The sequence below is a fragment of the Pelagerythrobacter marinus genome (assembly GCF_009827515.1).
In the GTDB taxonomy this organism is placed as follows: Bacteria; Pseudomonadota; Alphaproteobacteria; order Sphingomonadales; family Sphingomonadaceae; genus Pelagerythrobacter; species Pelagerythrobacter marinus.
The window spans coordinates 148,168-162,500 of record NZ_WTYO01000001.1; the positions used below are offsets into that span (position 1 = coordinate 148,168).

At 68.8% G+C, this 14,333-nt stretch carries 16 protein-coding genes (1 of these 16 running past the window's edge); 10 read left to right on the forward strand and 6 right to left on the reverse strand.

The window, feature by feature from the left end; genetic code table 11:
* Positions 1-111: 111 nt before the first annotated feature.
* The 6 genes from GRI72_RS00650 to ssb all read left to right on the forward strand — a co-directional run bounded on the left by GRI72_RS00650 (position 112) and on the right by ssb (position 4,305).
* On the forward strand, positions 112-1,569 hold the full coding sequence (locus GRI72_RS00650) for a leucyl aminopeptidase (protein ID WP_160732017.1): 1,458 nt from the start codon (positions 112-114) through the stop codon (positions 1,567-1,569).
* A gap of 10 nt (positions 1,570-1,579) precedes the next feature.
* Positions 1,580-2,023, forward strand: a complete 444-nt coding sequence (locus GRI72_RS00655; protein WP_160732018.1) for a DNA polymerase III subunit chi — start codon at positions 1,580-1,582, stop codon at positions 2,021-2,023.
* A 41-nt stretch (positions 2,024-2,064) separates the two neighbouring features.
* A complete protein-coding gene (locus tag GRI72_RS00660; RefSeq protein ID WP_160732019.1) occupies positions 2,065-2,562 on the forward strand; it encodes a hypothetical protein in 498 nt (165 codons plus the stop codon).
* A 93-nt stretch (positions 2,563-2,655) separates the two neighbouring features.
* Positions 2,656-3,078, forward strand: a complete 423-nt coding sequence (ndk, locus tag GRI72_RS00665; RefSeq protein WP_160732020.1) for a nucleoside-diphosphate kinase — start codon at positions 2,656-2,658, stop codon at positions 3,076-3,078.
* A gap of 131 nt (positions 3,079-3,209) precedes the next feature.
* Entirely contained in the window at positions 3,210-3,620 is a 411-nt protein-coding gene (locus tag GRI72_RS00670) for a nuclear transport factor 2 family protein (RefSeq protein ID WP_160732021.1), read from the forward strand.
* A gap of 121 nt (positions 3,621-3,741) precedes the next feature.
* On the forward strand, positions 3,742-4,305 hold the full coding sequence (gene ssb, locus GRI72_RS00675) for a single-stranded DNA-binding protein (RefSeq protein WP_160732022.1): 564 nt from the start codon (positions 3,742-3,744) through the stop codon (positions 4,303-4,305).
* Positions 4,306-4,332: 27 nt separating this feature from the next.
* Here ssb and GRI72_RS00680 read toward each other — a convergent pair whose 3' ends face one another.
* On the reverse strand, positions 4,333-4,851 hold the full coding sequence (locus GRI72_RS00680; RefSeq protein ID WP_160732023.1) for a YceD family protein: 519 nt from the start codon (positions 4,849-4,851) through the stop codon (positions 4,333-4,335).
* Positions 4,848-5,366, reverse strand: coding sequence for a ubiquinol-cytochrome C chaperone family protein (locus GRI72_RS00685; RefSeq protein ID WP_160732024.1), 519 nt, complete (start codon positions 5,364-5,366; stop codon positions 4,848-4,850). Before GRI72_RS00685 ends, GRI72_RS00680 begins: the two co-directional genes overlap by 4 nt.
* A 166-nt stretch (positions 5,367-5,532) precedes the next feature.
* Here GRI72_RS00685 and GRI72_RS00690 point away from each other — a divergent pair, with 166 nt between their 5' ends.
* The 4 genes from GRI72_RS00690 to GRI72_RS00705 are packed head-to-tail and all read left to right on the forward strand — an operon-like array spanning position 5,533 to position 8,342.
* A complete protein-coding gene (locus tag GRI72_RS00690) occupies positions 5,533-6,000 on the forward strand; it encodes an outer membrane protein assembly factor BamE (protein ID WP_237486649.1) in 468 nt (155 codons plus the stop codon).
* Between the two features lie 48 nt (positions 6,001-6,048).
* The gene (gene hslV, locus GRI72_RS00695) at positions 6,049-6,609 is read left to right on the forward strand and encodes an ATP-dependent protease subunit HslV (protein ID WP_160732025.1); all 561 of its coding nucleotides are present in this window, start codon (positions 6,049-6,051) and stop codon (positions 6,607-6,609) included.
* Between the two features lie 27 nt (positions 6,610-6,636).
* Positions 6,637-7,938, forward strand: coding sequence for an ATP-dependent protease ATPase subunit HslU (hslU, locus tag GRI72_RS00700; RefSeq protein ID WP_160732026.1), 1,302 nt, complete (start codon positions 6,637-6,639; stop codon positions 7,936-7,938).
* Positions 7,939-7,967: 29 nt separating this feature from the next.
* Positions 7,968-8,342: an ACT domain-containing protein gene (locus GRI72_RS00705; protein ID WP_237486651.1), complete on the forward strand. Its 375-nt coding sequence runs from the start codon at positions 7,968-7,970 to the stop codon at positions 8,340-8,342.
* 31 nt (positions 8,343-8,373) lie between these two features.
* On the opposite strand, the gene GRI72_RS00710 is transcribed toward GRI72_RS00705, so the two are convergent.
* The 4 genes from GRI72_RS00710 to GRI72_RS00725 all read right to left on the reverse strand — a co-directional run.
* Positions 8,374-9,879 (reverse strand): SulP family inorganic anion transporter, encoded by a 1,506-nt coding sequence (locus GRI72_RS00710; protein ID WP_160732027.1) that lies wholly within the window; start codon positions 9,877-9,879, stop codon positions 8,374-8,376.
* Between the two features lie 115 nt (positions 9,880-9,994).
* Positions 9,995-11,812 carry an ABCB family ABC transporter ATP-binding protein/permease gene (locus GRI72_RS00715; protein ID WP_160732028.1) on the reverse strand — a complete coding sequence of 606 codons (1,818 nt, stop codon included), beginning with the start codon at positions 11,810-11,812 and terminating at the stop codon, positions 9,995-9,997.
* Between the two features lie 56 nt (positions 11,813-11,868).
* A complete protein-coding gene (locus tag GRI72_RS00720; RefSeq protein ID WP_237486653.1) occupies positions 11,869-12,846 on the reverse strand; it encodes a retroviral-like aspartic protease family protein in 978 nt (325 codons plus the stop codon).
* A gap of 111 nt (positions 12,847-12,957) precedes the next feature.
* Positions 12,958-14,333: the 3' portion of a lipopolysaccharide biosynthesis protein gene (locus tag GRI72_RS00725; protein WP_160732029.1), read on the reverse strand. Its footprint extends 136 nt past the window's final position; the window shows 1,376 of its 1,512 coding nt (coding positions 137-1,512); its start codon lies beyond the right edge, outside the window — the gene reads right to left on this strand; its stop codon occupies positions 12,958-12,960.

The window sequence follows — 14,333 nt, forward strand, 5'->3', positions numbered from 1 at the left end:
TTGCCTATTGCACCGGTCGCGCCTAATCGCAATCGCCATCGCAATTCGCCCCGATGGCCCGGTGCAGCCAGGCGCCAGAACGGGCGCGCACAGCAAATTCCTGGAGTTTTCATGAATTTCGAGTTTTCCCCCAGTCTCCCGGCCGGAACCCGGCTGATCGCGCTCGTCGCCGACAAGGACGGCCTGCCCGACGGGATCGAGGCGCCGCTCGCCGAAGGGGCGCGTTCGGCGCGCTTCAAGGGCCGGGCGGGCGAGCTGTTCGAAGGGTTCGTGGAACGCGGCGGCACGGTCGTGCGCGTGGCGCTGGCCGGGGCGGGCGAACCCGGGGCCGAAGGCCGCACGGCCAACCTGGAAAAGGCCGGGGCCGCGCTTGCCGCGCGCTATCTGACCTCGGGCGAAAGCACGCTCGCGCTCGACCTGTCGGGCAGCGGGCTTCGCGCGCAGGACGTCGCCGCCGTGCTGCTGGGCCTGCGCCTGCGCGCCTGGCGGCACGATGCCTATCGCACGCGGCTGAAGGACGAGCAGAAGCGCTCGCTCGAGAAGATCGTCGTGGTCGGCGCGGCCGAGGGCAGCGAGGCGGCCTGGTCGGTCGAGAGCGCGCTGGCCGACGGGGTCGAGTTCACCCGCGAACTGGTGACCGAGCCGCCGAACAAGGTCTATCCGGTCAGCTTCGTCGAGAAATGCCAGGCGGCCTTCGCCGATACCGGCGCCGAGCTGATCGTGCTGGACGAGGACGAGATGGGGCGCCTCGGCATGGGCGCGCTGCTCGGCGTCGGGCAGGGCTCGGCCCAGCCGTCGCGCCTCCTGGCGATCCGCTGGAACGGCGGCGGGGACGAGGCGCCGACGGTCTTCGTCGGCAAGGGCGTCACCTTCGACACCGGCGGCATCTCGCTCAAGCCCGGCGCGGGCATGGAAGACATGAAGTGGGACATGGGCGGCGCGGGCGCGGTCGTCGGCGGAATGCTCGCGATCGCGCGGCGCAAGGCGAAGGCCAATGTCGTCGGCGTCGTCGGCCTGGTCGAGAACATGCCCGATGGCAACGCGATCCGCCCGGGCGACATCCTCACCTCGATGTCGGGCCAGACGATCGAGGTGATCAATACCGATGCCGAGGGGCGGCTGGTCCTGTGCGACGCGCTGCACTGGGCGCAGAAGGAATTCTCCCCCCGGCGGATCGTCGATTTCGCGACTCTGACCGGGGCCATGGTGATCTCGCTCGGCAGCGAACACGCCGGCGTCTTCACCAACGACGACAGTCTCGCCGAGGACCTGCTGGCCGCGGGCCGGACCAGCGGCGACAAGCTGTGGCGCATGCCGCTCGACCCGGCCTACGACAAGCTGATCGACAGCCAGATCGCCGACATGAAGAACGTCGGCCCGCGTCCCGCCGGTTCGATCACGGCGGCGCAGTTCCTCCAGCGCTTCATCGACAAGGGCGTGGCCTGGGCGCACTGCGACGTCGCCGGCATGGTCTGGGCGGACAAGCCCGGCGCGACCTGGGACAAGGGCGCAACCGGCTATGGCGCGCGGCTGATCGACCGCTTCGTGCGCAGCACGCTCGAAGGTTGAGGCGGGCCGGGTGGCCTTGCGCGTCGGGTTCTATCTTGCGCCGGGCCAGCCTGTCGAACGCGTCCTGCCGCTGATCGCGCGCGCCGCGATGCGACAGGGGCAGCGGCTGCTGATCGTGGCCGAGGATGCCGACCTGCTCGGCCGGGTCGGCGGCGCGCTGTGGGAACACGCGCCCGACGATTTCCTCGCCAATGGCCGCGCGGACCAGCCCCATGCCGCGCACCAGCCGGTGTTGCTGTCGCAGGCCTGCCGCGCGGATAACGGCGCGCGCGTGGCCGCGCTGGCCGACGGGGTGTGGCGGGCGGAGGCCGAGGACTTCGACCGCGTTCTCCTGTTCTTCGACGAGGCGGGTCGCGCCGCCGCGCGCGAGGTCTGGCGCCGGTTCGACGACCGCGACGACGTGACGCGCGAGTTCCACGAGCTGGAGGCGGGCAAGTGGGTCCGCAGGCGTTGATCTTTGCCGCGCGGGGCCTAGGCTCCTCCCGACCGGGGAGAATGGCCATGAAGAGACTGGCGATCGTCGCGTTCCTGCCGCTGCTGCCCGCCTGCGGCAGCGATCCCGCGCCCGGCGTGCAGGGCGGCGAATCGGGGACATATGCGGTCGATACCGCGGGGGAGGGCGTTTCGGCGCGGATGGAAACCGCCGACGGCACTGCCACGATGCGATCGGGCGCGGACGTGCCGGTGGACCTGCCGGACGGGTTCACCGTCTATCCCGGCGCGCAAGTCACGGCCAACACGGTGTTCGAGGAACCGGGATCGAAAGGCGCCCTGCTGACGATGGAGGCCGATGCCGCGCCGGAGGCGATGATCGCCTTCTACCGCCGCCAGGCGGAGGGCGCCGGGGTGGACCTGACACTCGACATGACGACCGATTCGATGCGGATGATCGGCGGCAAGGCGTCCGACGGCTCGCCGTTCAGCTTTACCGCCACGCCTTCCGCCGACGGGCCGACCACCGCCCAGCTGATGGTGGGCGAGGCGTTCGACTGAGCCGCCGGCCAAGCGGGCTTGCAGCAGGGGCGAGCCGCGGCTAGTGGGCCGCCGCACGTTTCCCGCACTCTTCAGACACCGAAGGAACACCCCATGGCGGTCACCCGCACCTTTTCGATCATCAAGCCCGACGCCACCCGCCGCAACCTGACCGGCGCGGTCACCAAGATGCTGGAAGACGCCGGCCTGCGCGTCGTCGCGTCCAAGCGCATCCGCATGACGCGCGAACAGGCCGAGGGCTTCTACGCCGTGCACAAGGAACGCCCCTTCTTCGGCGAACTGGTCGAGTTCATGACCAGCGGCCCGGTCGTGGTCCAGGTTCTCGAAGGCGTGGACGCGGTCAAGCGCAACCGCGACGTCATGGGCGCGACCAACCCGGCCGACGCGGCCGAGGGCACGATCCGCAAGACGTTCGCCGAAAGCATCGAGGCGAACTCGGTCCACGGGTCCGACAGCGACGAGAACGCGAAGATCGAGATCGACTTCTTCTTCGACGAAGACGAAATCGTCGGCTGACCCCGCCCGGGCCACGGCCGGGCACTCGACATTAGGCGCGACTCGACCGGGCGTGGTAGGGTCGCGCCCGTATCGCCTGACGGCCGTTTAAGGGATCCGGCCGAAAATGGGCGGTGCGGGAAGGTCGAACCATGTTCGAATGGAACACGCCGGAGCCGGTCAAGGTGGTCAAGCTCTACGTCGACGCGCTCAATGCGCGCGATGCCGACAGGGTCGATGCCCTGCTGGACGAGCATGTCCGCTACGTCGACAGCCGGGGCGAATGGATCGAAGGGCGCCGCAATTTCGCGACCGCGACGCGCCGCCTCTTCGAACTGGATCCGGACTACAAGCTGCACGACATGAAGATCGTCATGCACGAAGGCGACGTCCTACTCAAAGGGCGGGCCTCCGCGCGCGAGGAACGGCTCTCGCACGATACGCTCTGGCGGGCCCGGGCCGAAGGCGGCAAGCTGACTCACTGGCAGAGCTATGGCGAGGATTCGCCCGCGCTCGCCCGCATCCTGATGCCCGAGGCGGCGCGCGGGGCGGAGCTGCGCTGAACCGTCGCCGGCGCGCGGCGCGGTGCGAAAACTATCTTCAGTTTGGCGCGGCCCCGGGGTGGCGCGCTCCCGAGCCATTGGCTAAGCCCCTGCCCACGAAATCGAGAGGAAAGCGATTCCAATGGCGGGCAGCCTCAACAAAGTCATGCTGATCGGCAATCTCGGCGCCGATCCCGAAGTGCGCGAGTTCCAGAACGGCGGCGCGGTGTGCAACTTGCGCATTGCGACCAGCGAACAGTGGAAGGATCGCAATACCGGCGAGCGCCAGGAACGGACCGAGTGGCATAGCGTCGCGATCTTTTCCGAAGGGCTGATCAACGTCGCAAAGAACTACCTGCGCAAAGGGTCCAAGGTCTATGTCGAAGGCCAGTTGCAGACCCGCAAGTGGCAGGACCAGAACGGGCAGGATCGCTATTCGACCGAAGTCGTCCTGCGCGGCTTCAACGGCACGCTGACGATGCTCGACGGCGCGCCCGGCGGCGGTGGCGGCGGCCAGCGTGGCGGCGGCGGTGCCGGCGGCTGGAACCAGGGCGGCGGCGGCAACGAGGGCGGCTGGAACCAGGGTGGCGGCGGCCCGGGCGGTGGCGGCCAAGGCGGCGGGGGCCAGGGCGGCGCGGGCCAGGGCGGCGCGGGATCGCGCGGCGGCGCCAACTACGACGATCTCGACGACGATATCCCGTTCTGACGGGGCGCCGGAGCCCGGCCGTTAAACTCAGCCGTCGCGCAGCTTGCGCAGCGCGTCGGCCAGCGGGCCGGAAGGCGCCTCGTCCGAGATGATCCCCGCTTCCCTGCGCGCGGCATCGGCATTGGGCCCCTCGGCATAGGGATCGATCGCAAGGCCGAGCGTCTGCGCGATCGCTTCGCCCAGGTCGAAGGCGTCGCCCGAATACTCGATCTCGTCCAGCTCGGCCTCTTCCAGCTCGATTTCTTCGTCGGGGACGCTGCGGGCGACCTCGGGGACGAAACGCAGCGCGATCGGCTCCTCAATCCGGACGGGAAAATCCTCCCCCGAAACGCCGCAGGTCTGCACGATCTCGGCCGCGAGCCGGCCGGACACGGCGACCTCGCTGCCCTCGCGCTCGAGCGCGACTTCGGCCGAGAGGCTGTCGACCGAAACGATCGCGAAACGGCGCGCCAGCGCGGCGCGTTCCTGCGCGCTTGCCTCGATCGTCATCGACTGGCCGTCAGCCTGGCGCAGCGGCACGACGCGGGACATCTCGCTTTCGCTCATCGCTCGATCTCCCCCGCCAGCAGGCGGTCGTCGGGGGTCTGCTGGAGGCGGCGATGGAACGCCGCCAGCCGCCGCGCCACGCATTCGCCGCGCGCGGTGCCGGCGAAGGTCACGTTCCGCTCCGCCGCGCTCGCCAGGGCCGCCTCGTCGCCGGCGGACAGGCCGGGGCGATAGGCGCCGATCCGGCCGCCCAGCGCGCTCATCAGCTTGCCCATGCGCTTGCCCAGGGTCGGATCGCCGATCCCCTGCTGGCGCAGCTGCGCCTCGATATCCTCGACGAAAAGCTCGGTCAGCAGCGCGGTCTGCGGATGGAGGTGCCCGTCGCGCTCCATCCGCACGATCACCGCTGCCATGATCGCGCTGAGCATGTCGAAGCGGCCTTCCTCGCTGTCGGCCACGCCGCATTCGGCATACCATTCCGGTTGTCGCGCGGCCGCGACCACGGCGCGCCAGAGGGGGACGAGATCGTCCCGCGGATCGCGTCGCCGCCCGAAAATTCCTGCAAGAAATGACATTGCCCGTGCTGCCTGCCCGAATGTTCAGCGGCAATTCAACCCGCCGCGCCCAGTGCCTGCGCGCGGCAAAGTTGCAAGCGCGCGCGCATCGCCGTAAGGCTCGCGCCGATAGAGGGTTTCTCCGCGGCTGGCAAAGGTGCGGGCGACGAATTCGGAAGGTTTCTCGATGAAGGCAGGCAAGGTTCTCGGCGCGGCAGCTGTCATGGCGGCGGCGCTGGCGGCGAGCGGGTGCAGCGCGATCCGCGAAAACCGCGGCTATATCCAGGACCCGGTCCTCGTCAGCGCGATCCAGCCGGGGATCGACAACCAGCAGTCGGTCGCCGCGACGCTGGGCCGCCCGACGTTCACCAGCCAGTTCGGCCAGACGACCTGGTACTATGTCTCCAGCGTCACCGGGCGCCGGCCCTTCGTCAGCCCGACGATCCGCGAACACTCGGTCCTGGCCGTCTCTTTCGATGCCGGCGGCAATGTCGTGGCGGCCGAACAGTCGGGGCTGGAGAAAGTCGTCTACCTCGATCCCGACGGCGACGAGACGCCGACGCTGGGGCGCGAGCGCGGTTTCTTCGAGGACCTGTTCGGCAATATCGGCCAGGTCGGTGCGGCCGGGGTCGGCGGCGGCGGCCCGGGCACCTGAGCGGGCGCGTCGCTTGACCGGCGCGGCACCCACCCCATATCGCCCGGCATGAGCGACAACGCGGCGAGCCACGGCCTGATCCAGTGGCACGGAACCACCATCATCGGTGTCAGGAAAGGCGGCCGGACGGTGATCGCCGGGGACGGGCAGGTCTCCATGGGCAACACCGTGATGAAGCCCAATGCGCGCAAGGTCCGCCGGATCGGCAAGGACGACGCGGTCGTTGCCGGTTTCGCCGGCGCCACGGCCGATGCCTTCACCCTGTTCGAACGGCTGGAAAAGAAGCTGGAGCAGTATAGCGGGCAACTGATGCGCGCCGCGGTGGAACTGGCCAAGGACTGGCGCACCGACAAGTACCTGCGCAATCTCGAAGCCCTGATGATCGTCGCCGACAAGGATGCCCTGCTGGTGTTGACCGGCAATGGCGACGTGCTGGAACCCGACGCCGGGATCGCGGCGATCGGTTCGGGCGGCAACTATGCGCTTGCCGCCGCGCGCGCGCTCGACGCCTATGAAGACGATGCCGAGGCGATCGCCCGCAAGGCGATGGCCGTCGCGGCCGATATCTGCGTGTTCACCAACGGAAACGTGACGGTCGAAACCGTCTGATCCCGCCTGACCGGATTGTTGAATTCCATGACCGAAGCACTGACCCCCAAGGCGATCGTCGCCGCGCTGGACGAGCACATCATCGGCCAGAAGGACGCCAAGCGCGCCGTGGCCGTGGCCCTGCGCAACCGCTGGCGCCGCCAGCGTCTCTCGCCCGACCTGCGCGACGAGGTGACGCCCAAGAATATCCTGATGATTGGCCCCACAGGCTGCGGCAAGACCGAGATCAGCCGGCGCCTCGCCCGGCTGGCCGATGCCCCGTTCGTGAAGGTCGAGGCGACCAAGTTCACCGAGGTCGGCTATGTCGGCCGCGACGTAGAGCAGATCGCACGCGACCTGGTGGAAGAAGCGATCCGGCTGGAGAAGGATCGCCGGCGCGAGGCCGTGCGCGAGGCAGCGTCGAAGGCGGCGATGGATCGCCTGCTGAAGGCCCTGGTGGGCGAAAACGCCAGCGAGGCGACGCGCGAATCGTTCCGCGAACGGATCGTCCAGAACGCAATGAACGACGTCGAGGTCGAGATCGAGGTCGAGGAAGCGCCGCAGATGCCGTTCGACCTGGGCGGCATGGGCGGCAATGTCGGGATGATCAACTTGTCCGACATGCTCGGCAAGGCGATGGGCAAGCAGAACCTCAAGCGGCGCAAGCTCAAGGTCCCCGACGCGTGGGACAAGCTGGTCGAGGAGGAAGCCGAACGCCGGATGGACCAGGACGACGTCGCCCGGGTCGCGCTGGAAAATGCCGAGACGAACGGCATCGTGTTCCTCGACGAGATCGACAAGATCGCGGTCAGCGACGTGCGCGGCGGATCGGTCAGCCGCGAAGGCGTGCAGCGCGATCTCCTGCCCCTGATCGAAGGGACGACGGTCTCGACCAAGTACGGGCCGATGAAGACCGACCATGTCCTGTTCATCGCATCGGGCGCGTTCCACGTCGCCAAGCCGTCCGACATGCTGCCCGAATTGCAGGGCCGCCTGCCGATCCGCGTCGAGCTGCGCGCGCTGACCGAGGAGGACTTCGTTCGCATCCTCAGCGAAACGCGGGCCAACCTCGTCGCGCAGTACAAGGCGCTGCTGGGGACCGAGCAGGTCACGCTCGAACTGGGCGAGGACGCGGTGCAGGAAATCGCTCGCATCGCCGCGCAAGTGAACGAGAGTGTCGAGAACATCGGCGCGCGGCGCCTGCAGACGGTGATGGAAAAGCTGCTGGAGGAACTGAGCTTCGAGGCGGAGGAACACGGCGGTGAAACCGTGACGATCGATGCCGCCTATGTCCGCGAACGGCTGGAAGACCTCGCCGGCGACGCGGACCTCAGCAAATATATCCTGTGATGGCGGGCCGGGTACGCGATGGCCGCGCGATGATCGCCGCCATGCAGCCCCGGCTCGACCCGCGCATCTGGCGCTTCGTTCTCGTCAGCCCGGACACCGCCCCGCAACTGCTCGGCACGGCCATCGGCACCTTCCGCGAGGATGAGGGCGTAACCGCGATCGTCCCCGCCGCCCTGGCCGAAGAGCTGGGCATCGAAGGCCCTGACTTCGCGCGCATCGCGCTGATGGTGCATTCCGACCTCGAAGGCGTCGGCCTGACCGCCGCCGTGTCGGGTGCGCTGGCCGAAGCGGGCATAGCCTGCAACATGGTCGCGGCGTTCCACCACGATCATGCCTTCGTGCCTTCCAATCGCGCCGACGAGGCAATCGATGTGCTGCGCAAACTGGCGGCGTCGCTGAAGTAGCGGCTGGGACGGCGTTCCTGCGGCTATTTCCTCAAGGATGCGGCGCGAGGCCTATCTCCACGCCGGTCTTGTCGGTCAGCGCGAACTTGTCGACCAGGTCGGCGCTCGCGCGGTTGAGGCCGACAACTTTCACGCTGCGGCCGTTGCGGCGCATCCGCTCCACGACCTTGTCGAGCGCGCCGACCGCGCTGATGTCCCAGAAATGCGCTTTCGACACGTCGATGATCACGTGGTCGGCGGGATCGGGCTGCAGGCTCTCGGGGCCGAGCGCGGCCTCGAAGCGCTCGACGCTGGCATAGAAGATCTGGCCCTTGGCGCGATAGACCGCGGTTTCGCCGTCGCGTTCGCGTACGACCTCGAACATCGTCATCACCTTGTGGGTGAAGAACACGCCCGACAGGATCACGCCAGCCAGCACGCCCAGCGCGAGATTGTGCGTGGCGACGACGACCGCCACGGTCGCCAGCATCACGACCGAGCTCTGCCACGGGTGCTTTCCGATATTGGGGATCGAGTTCCAGCTGAACGTCCCGATCGAGACCATGATCATGATCGCGACCAGCGCCGGCATCGGCACCTGGCCGACGAGATCGCCCAGCACGGCCAGCAGGATCAGCAGCGCCAGGCCCGCGGTGAAGGTCGACAACCGGCCACGGCCGCCGCTGGTGACGTTGATGACCGACTGGCCGATCATCGCGCAGCCGCCCATGCCGCCGAAGAATGCGGCGACGATGTTGGCCACGCCCTGGCCGCCGCTCTCGCGGCGCTTGTTGCTTCCGGTATGCGTCATGTCGTCGACGATCTGTGCGGTGAGCAGCGATTCGAGCAGGCCGACCGCCGCCATCGTCGCCGAATAGGGCGCGATGATCGCCAGCGTTTCCCAGGTCAGCGGAACGTCGGGCAGCGCGAAATAGGGCAGCCCCTCGGGCAGTTCGCCCATGTCGGACACCGTGTTGACCGGCGCGCCAAGCCAGATCGACAGCGCGGTGAGCACGATGATCGCGATCAGCGGGCTGGGTACCGCGGTGGTGACCTTGGGGATCAGGTAGATCATCGCCAGCGCGGCGGCGACCATGGCGTAGGTCATCCAGCCGATACCATCGGCAGTGGGGTCGAGCTGCGGCAGCTGCGCCATGAAGATCAGGATCGCCAGCGCATTGACGAAGCCGGTGATGACCGAGCGCGAGACGAACTGCATCAGCAGGTCGAGCCGCAGGAGCGCGGCGATGCCCTGGAAGATGCCCATCAGGATCGTCGCGGCGAACAGGTATTCCACCCCGTGATCGCGCACCAGCGGTACGACCACCACGGCCACAGCCGCGGTCGCGGCCGAGATCATGCCGGGACGCCCGCCGGTGAAGGCGATCACCATGGCAATCGCGACCGAGGCGTAGAGACCGACGCGCGGATCGACCCCGGCGATGATCGAGAAGCCGATCGCCTCGGGAATAAGGGCGAGGGCGACGACGATCCCGGCGAGAATGTCTGCGCGCGGCTGGGCGAACCAATCGCGCTTGAGCGCGGCGGTGGAAATCATTGGCATGGGTCCGTAACTGGCCGCGCGGGGGCGGCGATGCTGCGATGCAGCAAGGCCCCTGACCGATAGTGGCGCGCGGTGCAACCCGGCGCTTGCCCCGCAACGCGCCCCGGCCTCAGCCGGATTGGCCCGCCGGTGCCGCCTTTTCCGCCTGCTGGCGCCGCCACATTTCCGCATAGAGCCCGCCTGCACGCAGGAGCGCGGGATGGCTGCCGCGCTCCGCCAGGCGTCCCTGGTCCATGACGAGGATCTCGTCCGCGCCGGCGATGGTCGAGAGGCGGTGGGCAATCGAGATCGTCGTGCGGTCGCGGCTCACGCGGTGCAGGGTGGCGAGGATATCCTGCTCGGTGCGCGAATCGAGCGCGCTCGTCGCCTCGTCCAGCAGCAGGATCGGCGGGTCCTTCACCAGCGTGCGCGCGATGGCGACCCGCTGCTTCTCGCCGCCGGAAAGCTTCAGGCCGCGTTCGCCGACTTCGGTGTCGAGGCCCGCCGGCAGCCTTTCGATGAACGGCCAGATCGCGGCACCGCGCGCGGCCGCCTCGATCGCCTCGGGCGTCGCTTCGGCGCGGCCATAGCCGATGTTGTACCCGATCGTGTCGTTGAACAGCACGCTGTCCTGCGGGACGATCCCGATTGCGGCGCGCAGGCTGGCCTGTGTCACTTGCGCGATGTCCTGCCCGTCGATCGTCACCCGGCCGGACCGGGGATCGTAGAACCGGAAGAGAAGACGCGCGATCGTGGACTTGCCCGCGCCCGAAGGCCCGACGATCGCCACGTGCGCCCCGGCCGGCACCGCGAAGCTCAGCCCCTGGAGGATCGTCCGCCCCGGCTCGTAGCCGAAGACGACGTTCTCGAACGCGACGCCGGGCCGGCGCACGACGAGGGCGGGCGCGCCGGGCGCGTCCTCCACTTCGGCCGGGGTGTCGATCAGTTCGAACATCGCCGCCATGTCGATCAGCCCCTGGCGCACGGTGCGGTAGACCCAGCCGAGCAGGTCGAGCGGGCGGAAGAGCTGGGCGAGGTAGGTATTGACGAAGACGAGGTCGCCCGTGGTCAGTTCGCCCTGGCTCCAGCCCCAGACGGTATAGGCCATGGCCCCGCCCATCAGCAGGTTGGTGATCAGTGCCTGCGAGACGTTGAGCAGGCCGAGCGAGTTCTCGCTGCGGATCGCCGCCTCGGCATAGGCCCGCGCCGCCTGCCCGTAGCGCTCGCGCTCGCGCCCCTCGGCCCCGAAGTATTTCACCGTTTCGTAGTTCAGCAGCGAATCGACCGCGCGCGACAGGGCCTGGCCGTCGAGATCGTTCATCTCCTTGCGCAGGCGCGCGCGCCACTCGGTGATCCAGCGGGTCACCGCGACATAGGCGGCAACGGTCAGCGCCGTCGCGAGGACGAGGCCCCAGCCGAAATTGAGGTAGAAGATCACCGCCACCGCGATCAGCTCGATCACGGTCGGGGCGATATTGAACAGCAGGAAATAGAGCATCGAATCGATGCTCTTGGTCCCGCGCTCGACCGTCTTGGTGACTTCGCCCGTGCGGCGCGAGAGGTGGAAACGCAGCGAAAGGCGATGCAGCCGGGCGAAAGTATCCTCCGCCAGGTGGCGAGTCGCCTCCTGGCCGACGCGTTCGAAGGCCACGTTGCGCAAGTTGTCGAACACGACGCTGGCAAAGCGGCCGGCGGCATAGGCGAGGACGAAGGCGATCGCGACCATCGCGACCTCGTTCGCCGGCGTGGTCATCGCATCGACCGCCCGCTTGTAGGCATAGGGAAGGGCCAGCGTCGTCCCCTTGGCCAGCAGGACCAGCACCAGCGCGCCGACGATCCGCCGCCGCAGCGCCGGGTTGTCCCGGGGCCATAGATAGGGAAGGAAGCGGCGAATGGTCGCCCAGCCATCGGCGGGCCCGGTGGCCGGGGAAGGGGTGTCGCGCGGCATCGCGCGCTATGTGGCCATCCCCCCGCGACAGCGCAATGGCGGGGCGGGCCGGCGGCCTAGAATCGGCCGTGCTGGTAACGCGAGCGGGTGGCCACCCCGCGCGGCACGTCGAACAGCACGGTCCGCGCCTCGAAATCGATTGCCACGCGGTCGAACAGGCGCAGGTCGCGCATTCCCAGGACCAGCGCCGGCCGGTCGGCCAGCCCCAGCGCGGCGAAAGCGGGCCCGTCGGCAAAGGCGACCGGGACATTGGCCAGCTGGAACTTGTCGATCCTGAGCGATTCGACGAAGTCGAGCTTGCCCACCAGTTCCGCCCCGTGAACGTCGGTCGTGCGGACTTGGTCGCGCTTCCTCGCGCGCAGCCGCTTCTGTAGGGCCAGGTTGCCGAGGTTGCCCTGCGCGCCGGTGTCGATGATCACCGCGGTGCGGATCCCGTCGATCCGGGCATTGGCGATGATCAGCCGGCCCAGCTTGCGCCGCGCGCGGACGATGATCTCGTAACCGCGATTGCCGCCCAGCGCCTCGGCATCGTCGACCGCGATCGTGTTCTCGCGGAAATCGATCAGGACGCGCAGGTCCTGCAGGCTGTCGAGCCCCAGGATCCCGTCCGCGCCGACATGCCGCGCCTCCAGCAGGGGGGCATGGCTGTCGTCGAATGTCCGCGCGGCGAATTCCAGCCCGTTCAGCTCGACCAGTTCGACCTCGCGCGCGCTGGCCATCCCAACGACGGTGGCGCTGCCCAGCGAAGGCAGGCCGAGCCGGGTCTTCAGCCCGTGGGTCACCACGGTCGCCTGCGCGCCGGTGTCGATCATGAACCGGAACGGCCCCTGGCCCTCGATCGTGACCGGCACGGTCATGCGCTGATAATAGTCGGTGCGGCTTTCGATCGTCTCGCCCCCGGCGGCCGCGATCCGGTCGAGCAGGGCGGCGGAAGTCTCCGCCGTGTCGGGCTCCGCGATCGGCGGCGGGGTCTGGATCGGCTCGGGCGCGGCGATCTGCAGCAGCGCGGCCGCGGGCAGCATCGGGAACGGCATCGCATTCTCCCCACGAAGTGGGGCAATATACCATAGACGGGGTGAGCGGCCTAATCGCGCCCGCCTGCTCACGGCACCGCCGATGGCGGGCGCGGGCCGGGGCGCGCGCGATCAGCCGTTCGGCGAACCGGCGACGGCCGGCTCGGCCGCGGCGGGCTGCTCCTCCCCCGGCGCGGGGCGCTGGCGCAACATGGCCCAAGCGTCGCGCACGACATGGGGCCAGACGAACCAGAGCACGAGCGCATAGGCAGCCGCGCCGACGAAGCCGAGCAATGCCAGCTGCGCGACCGGGTACCAATCGGCGGCGAGCGGCGATGCCGCGATCACCACCGCGGCCATCACGCCGCAGGCCGCAGCGACCGGGGCGATCGCCGCCACGAGGTCGCGCAGGCGCGCGCCGATCGCGGGCAGGGTCAGCGCCAGGGTGACCGCGAGCAGCATCGGCGCCGCGATCCACCAGGCATAGACGAGGCCGAGCGGCCCGAAACGGATCCCGGCCAGGAACAGCGCGGGGAAGATCAGCGCGCCGCAGAAGGCGGTAGTCAGATATATGCGCGGGCGCCCGATGGCATTGGTCGTGGGCGAACAGATGATCTGCAGCGCGAAGAACGGCATGGCCAGCGCGAGGCCCGATACGAATGGCGCCATTTCGGCCCACTTGCTGCCGAACAGGGTGAGGATCGCCGACTCCGCGGTGAGCGACAGGCCGACATATACGGGCGCGACGACCAGCAGGACCATCCGCGCGTTGCGCAGGAAATAGGGGGCGAGCGCGCGCCCGGCCTTGTGCAGTTCGGCATAGGCGGGGAAGGCGACCTCGTTGATCGGGGGCAGGAACCGGCCGGTGACGATCAGGGTCAGGAACAGCGCCTCGGAATAAAGACCGAGATCGTGGGTCTCCAGCGCGCGGCCGGCGATCACGATGTCGCTCTGGCTCTGCACGATCCAGAACAGCTGGCACAGCGTCAGCGCCCCGCCGAAAGAGATCAGGTCGCCCGCGCCGCGCAGGTCGAAGACCGGCCTGACGAGGATACGCGCGGCCAGGGTCAGGCCGATCGCGCGGGTCGTGAACATGGCGATCGGGGCATAGACCAGCGCCCAGACGCCGAAACCGTACCAGGCCAGGGTAAGCGCGGTGGTCGCGCCGACGACGGCGCAGACCAGGTTGACCAGGCCCTGGCTGCGAAACTCGATTCGCCGCGCCAGCAGTTCCTGCGGCAGGGCGGAGAAGGGAATCGTCAGGAAGATGAGCGCCTGTATGCGCAGCATGTCGGCAATCAGCGGCTCGTCGTAATAGTCGGCGGCGAGCGGGGCCATGAGGAACTGGACCGCGGCCAGCCCGCCGTTCAGCATCAGCAGCAGGGCGAAGACCTGGCCGATCCGGCGCTCGTCCACCTTGTCCGCCTGGATCAGCGAAGTGGCGAAGCTCTGCCCATTGAGGAAGGCGAGCGCGGTGATGACGGTCTGCGCCATGGCGAACAGGCCGT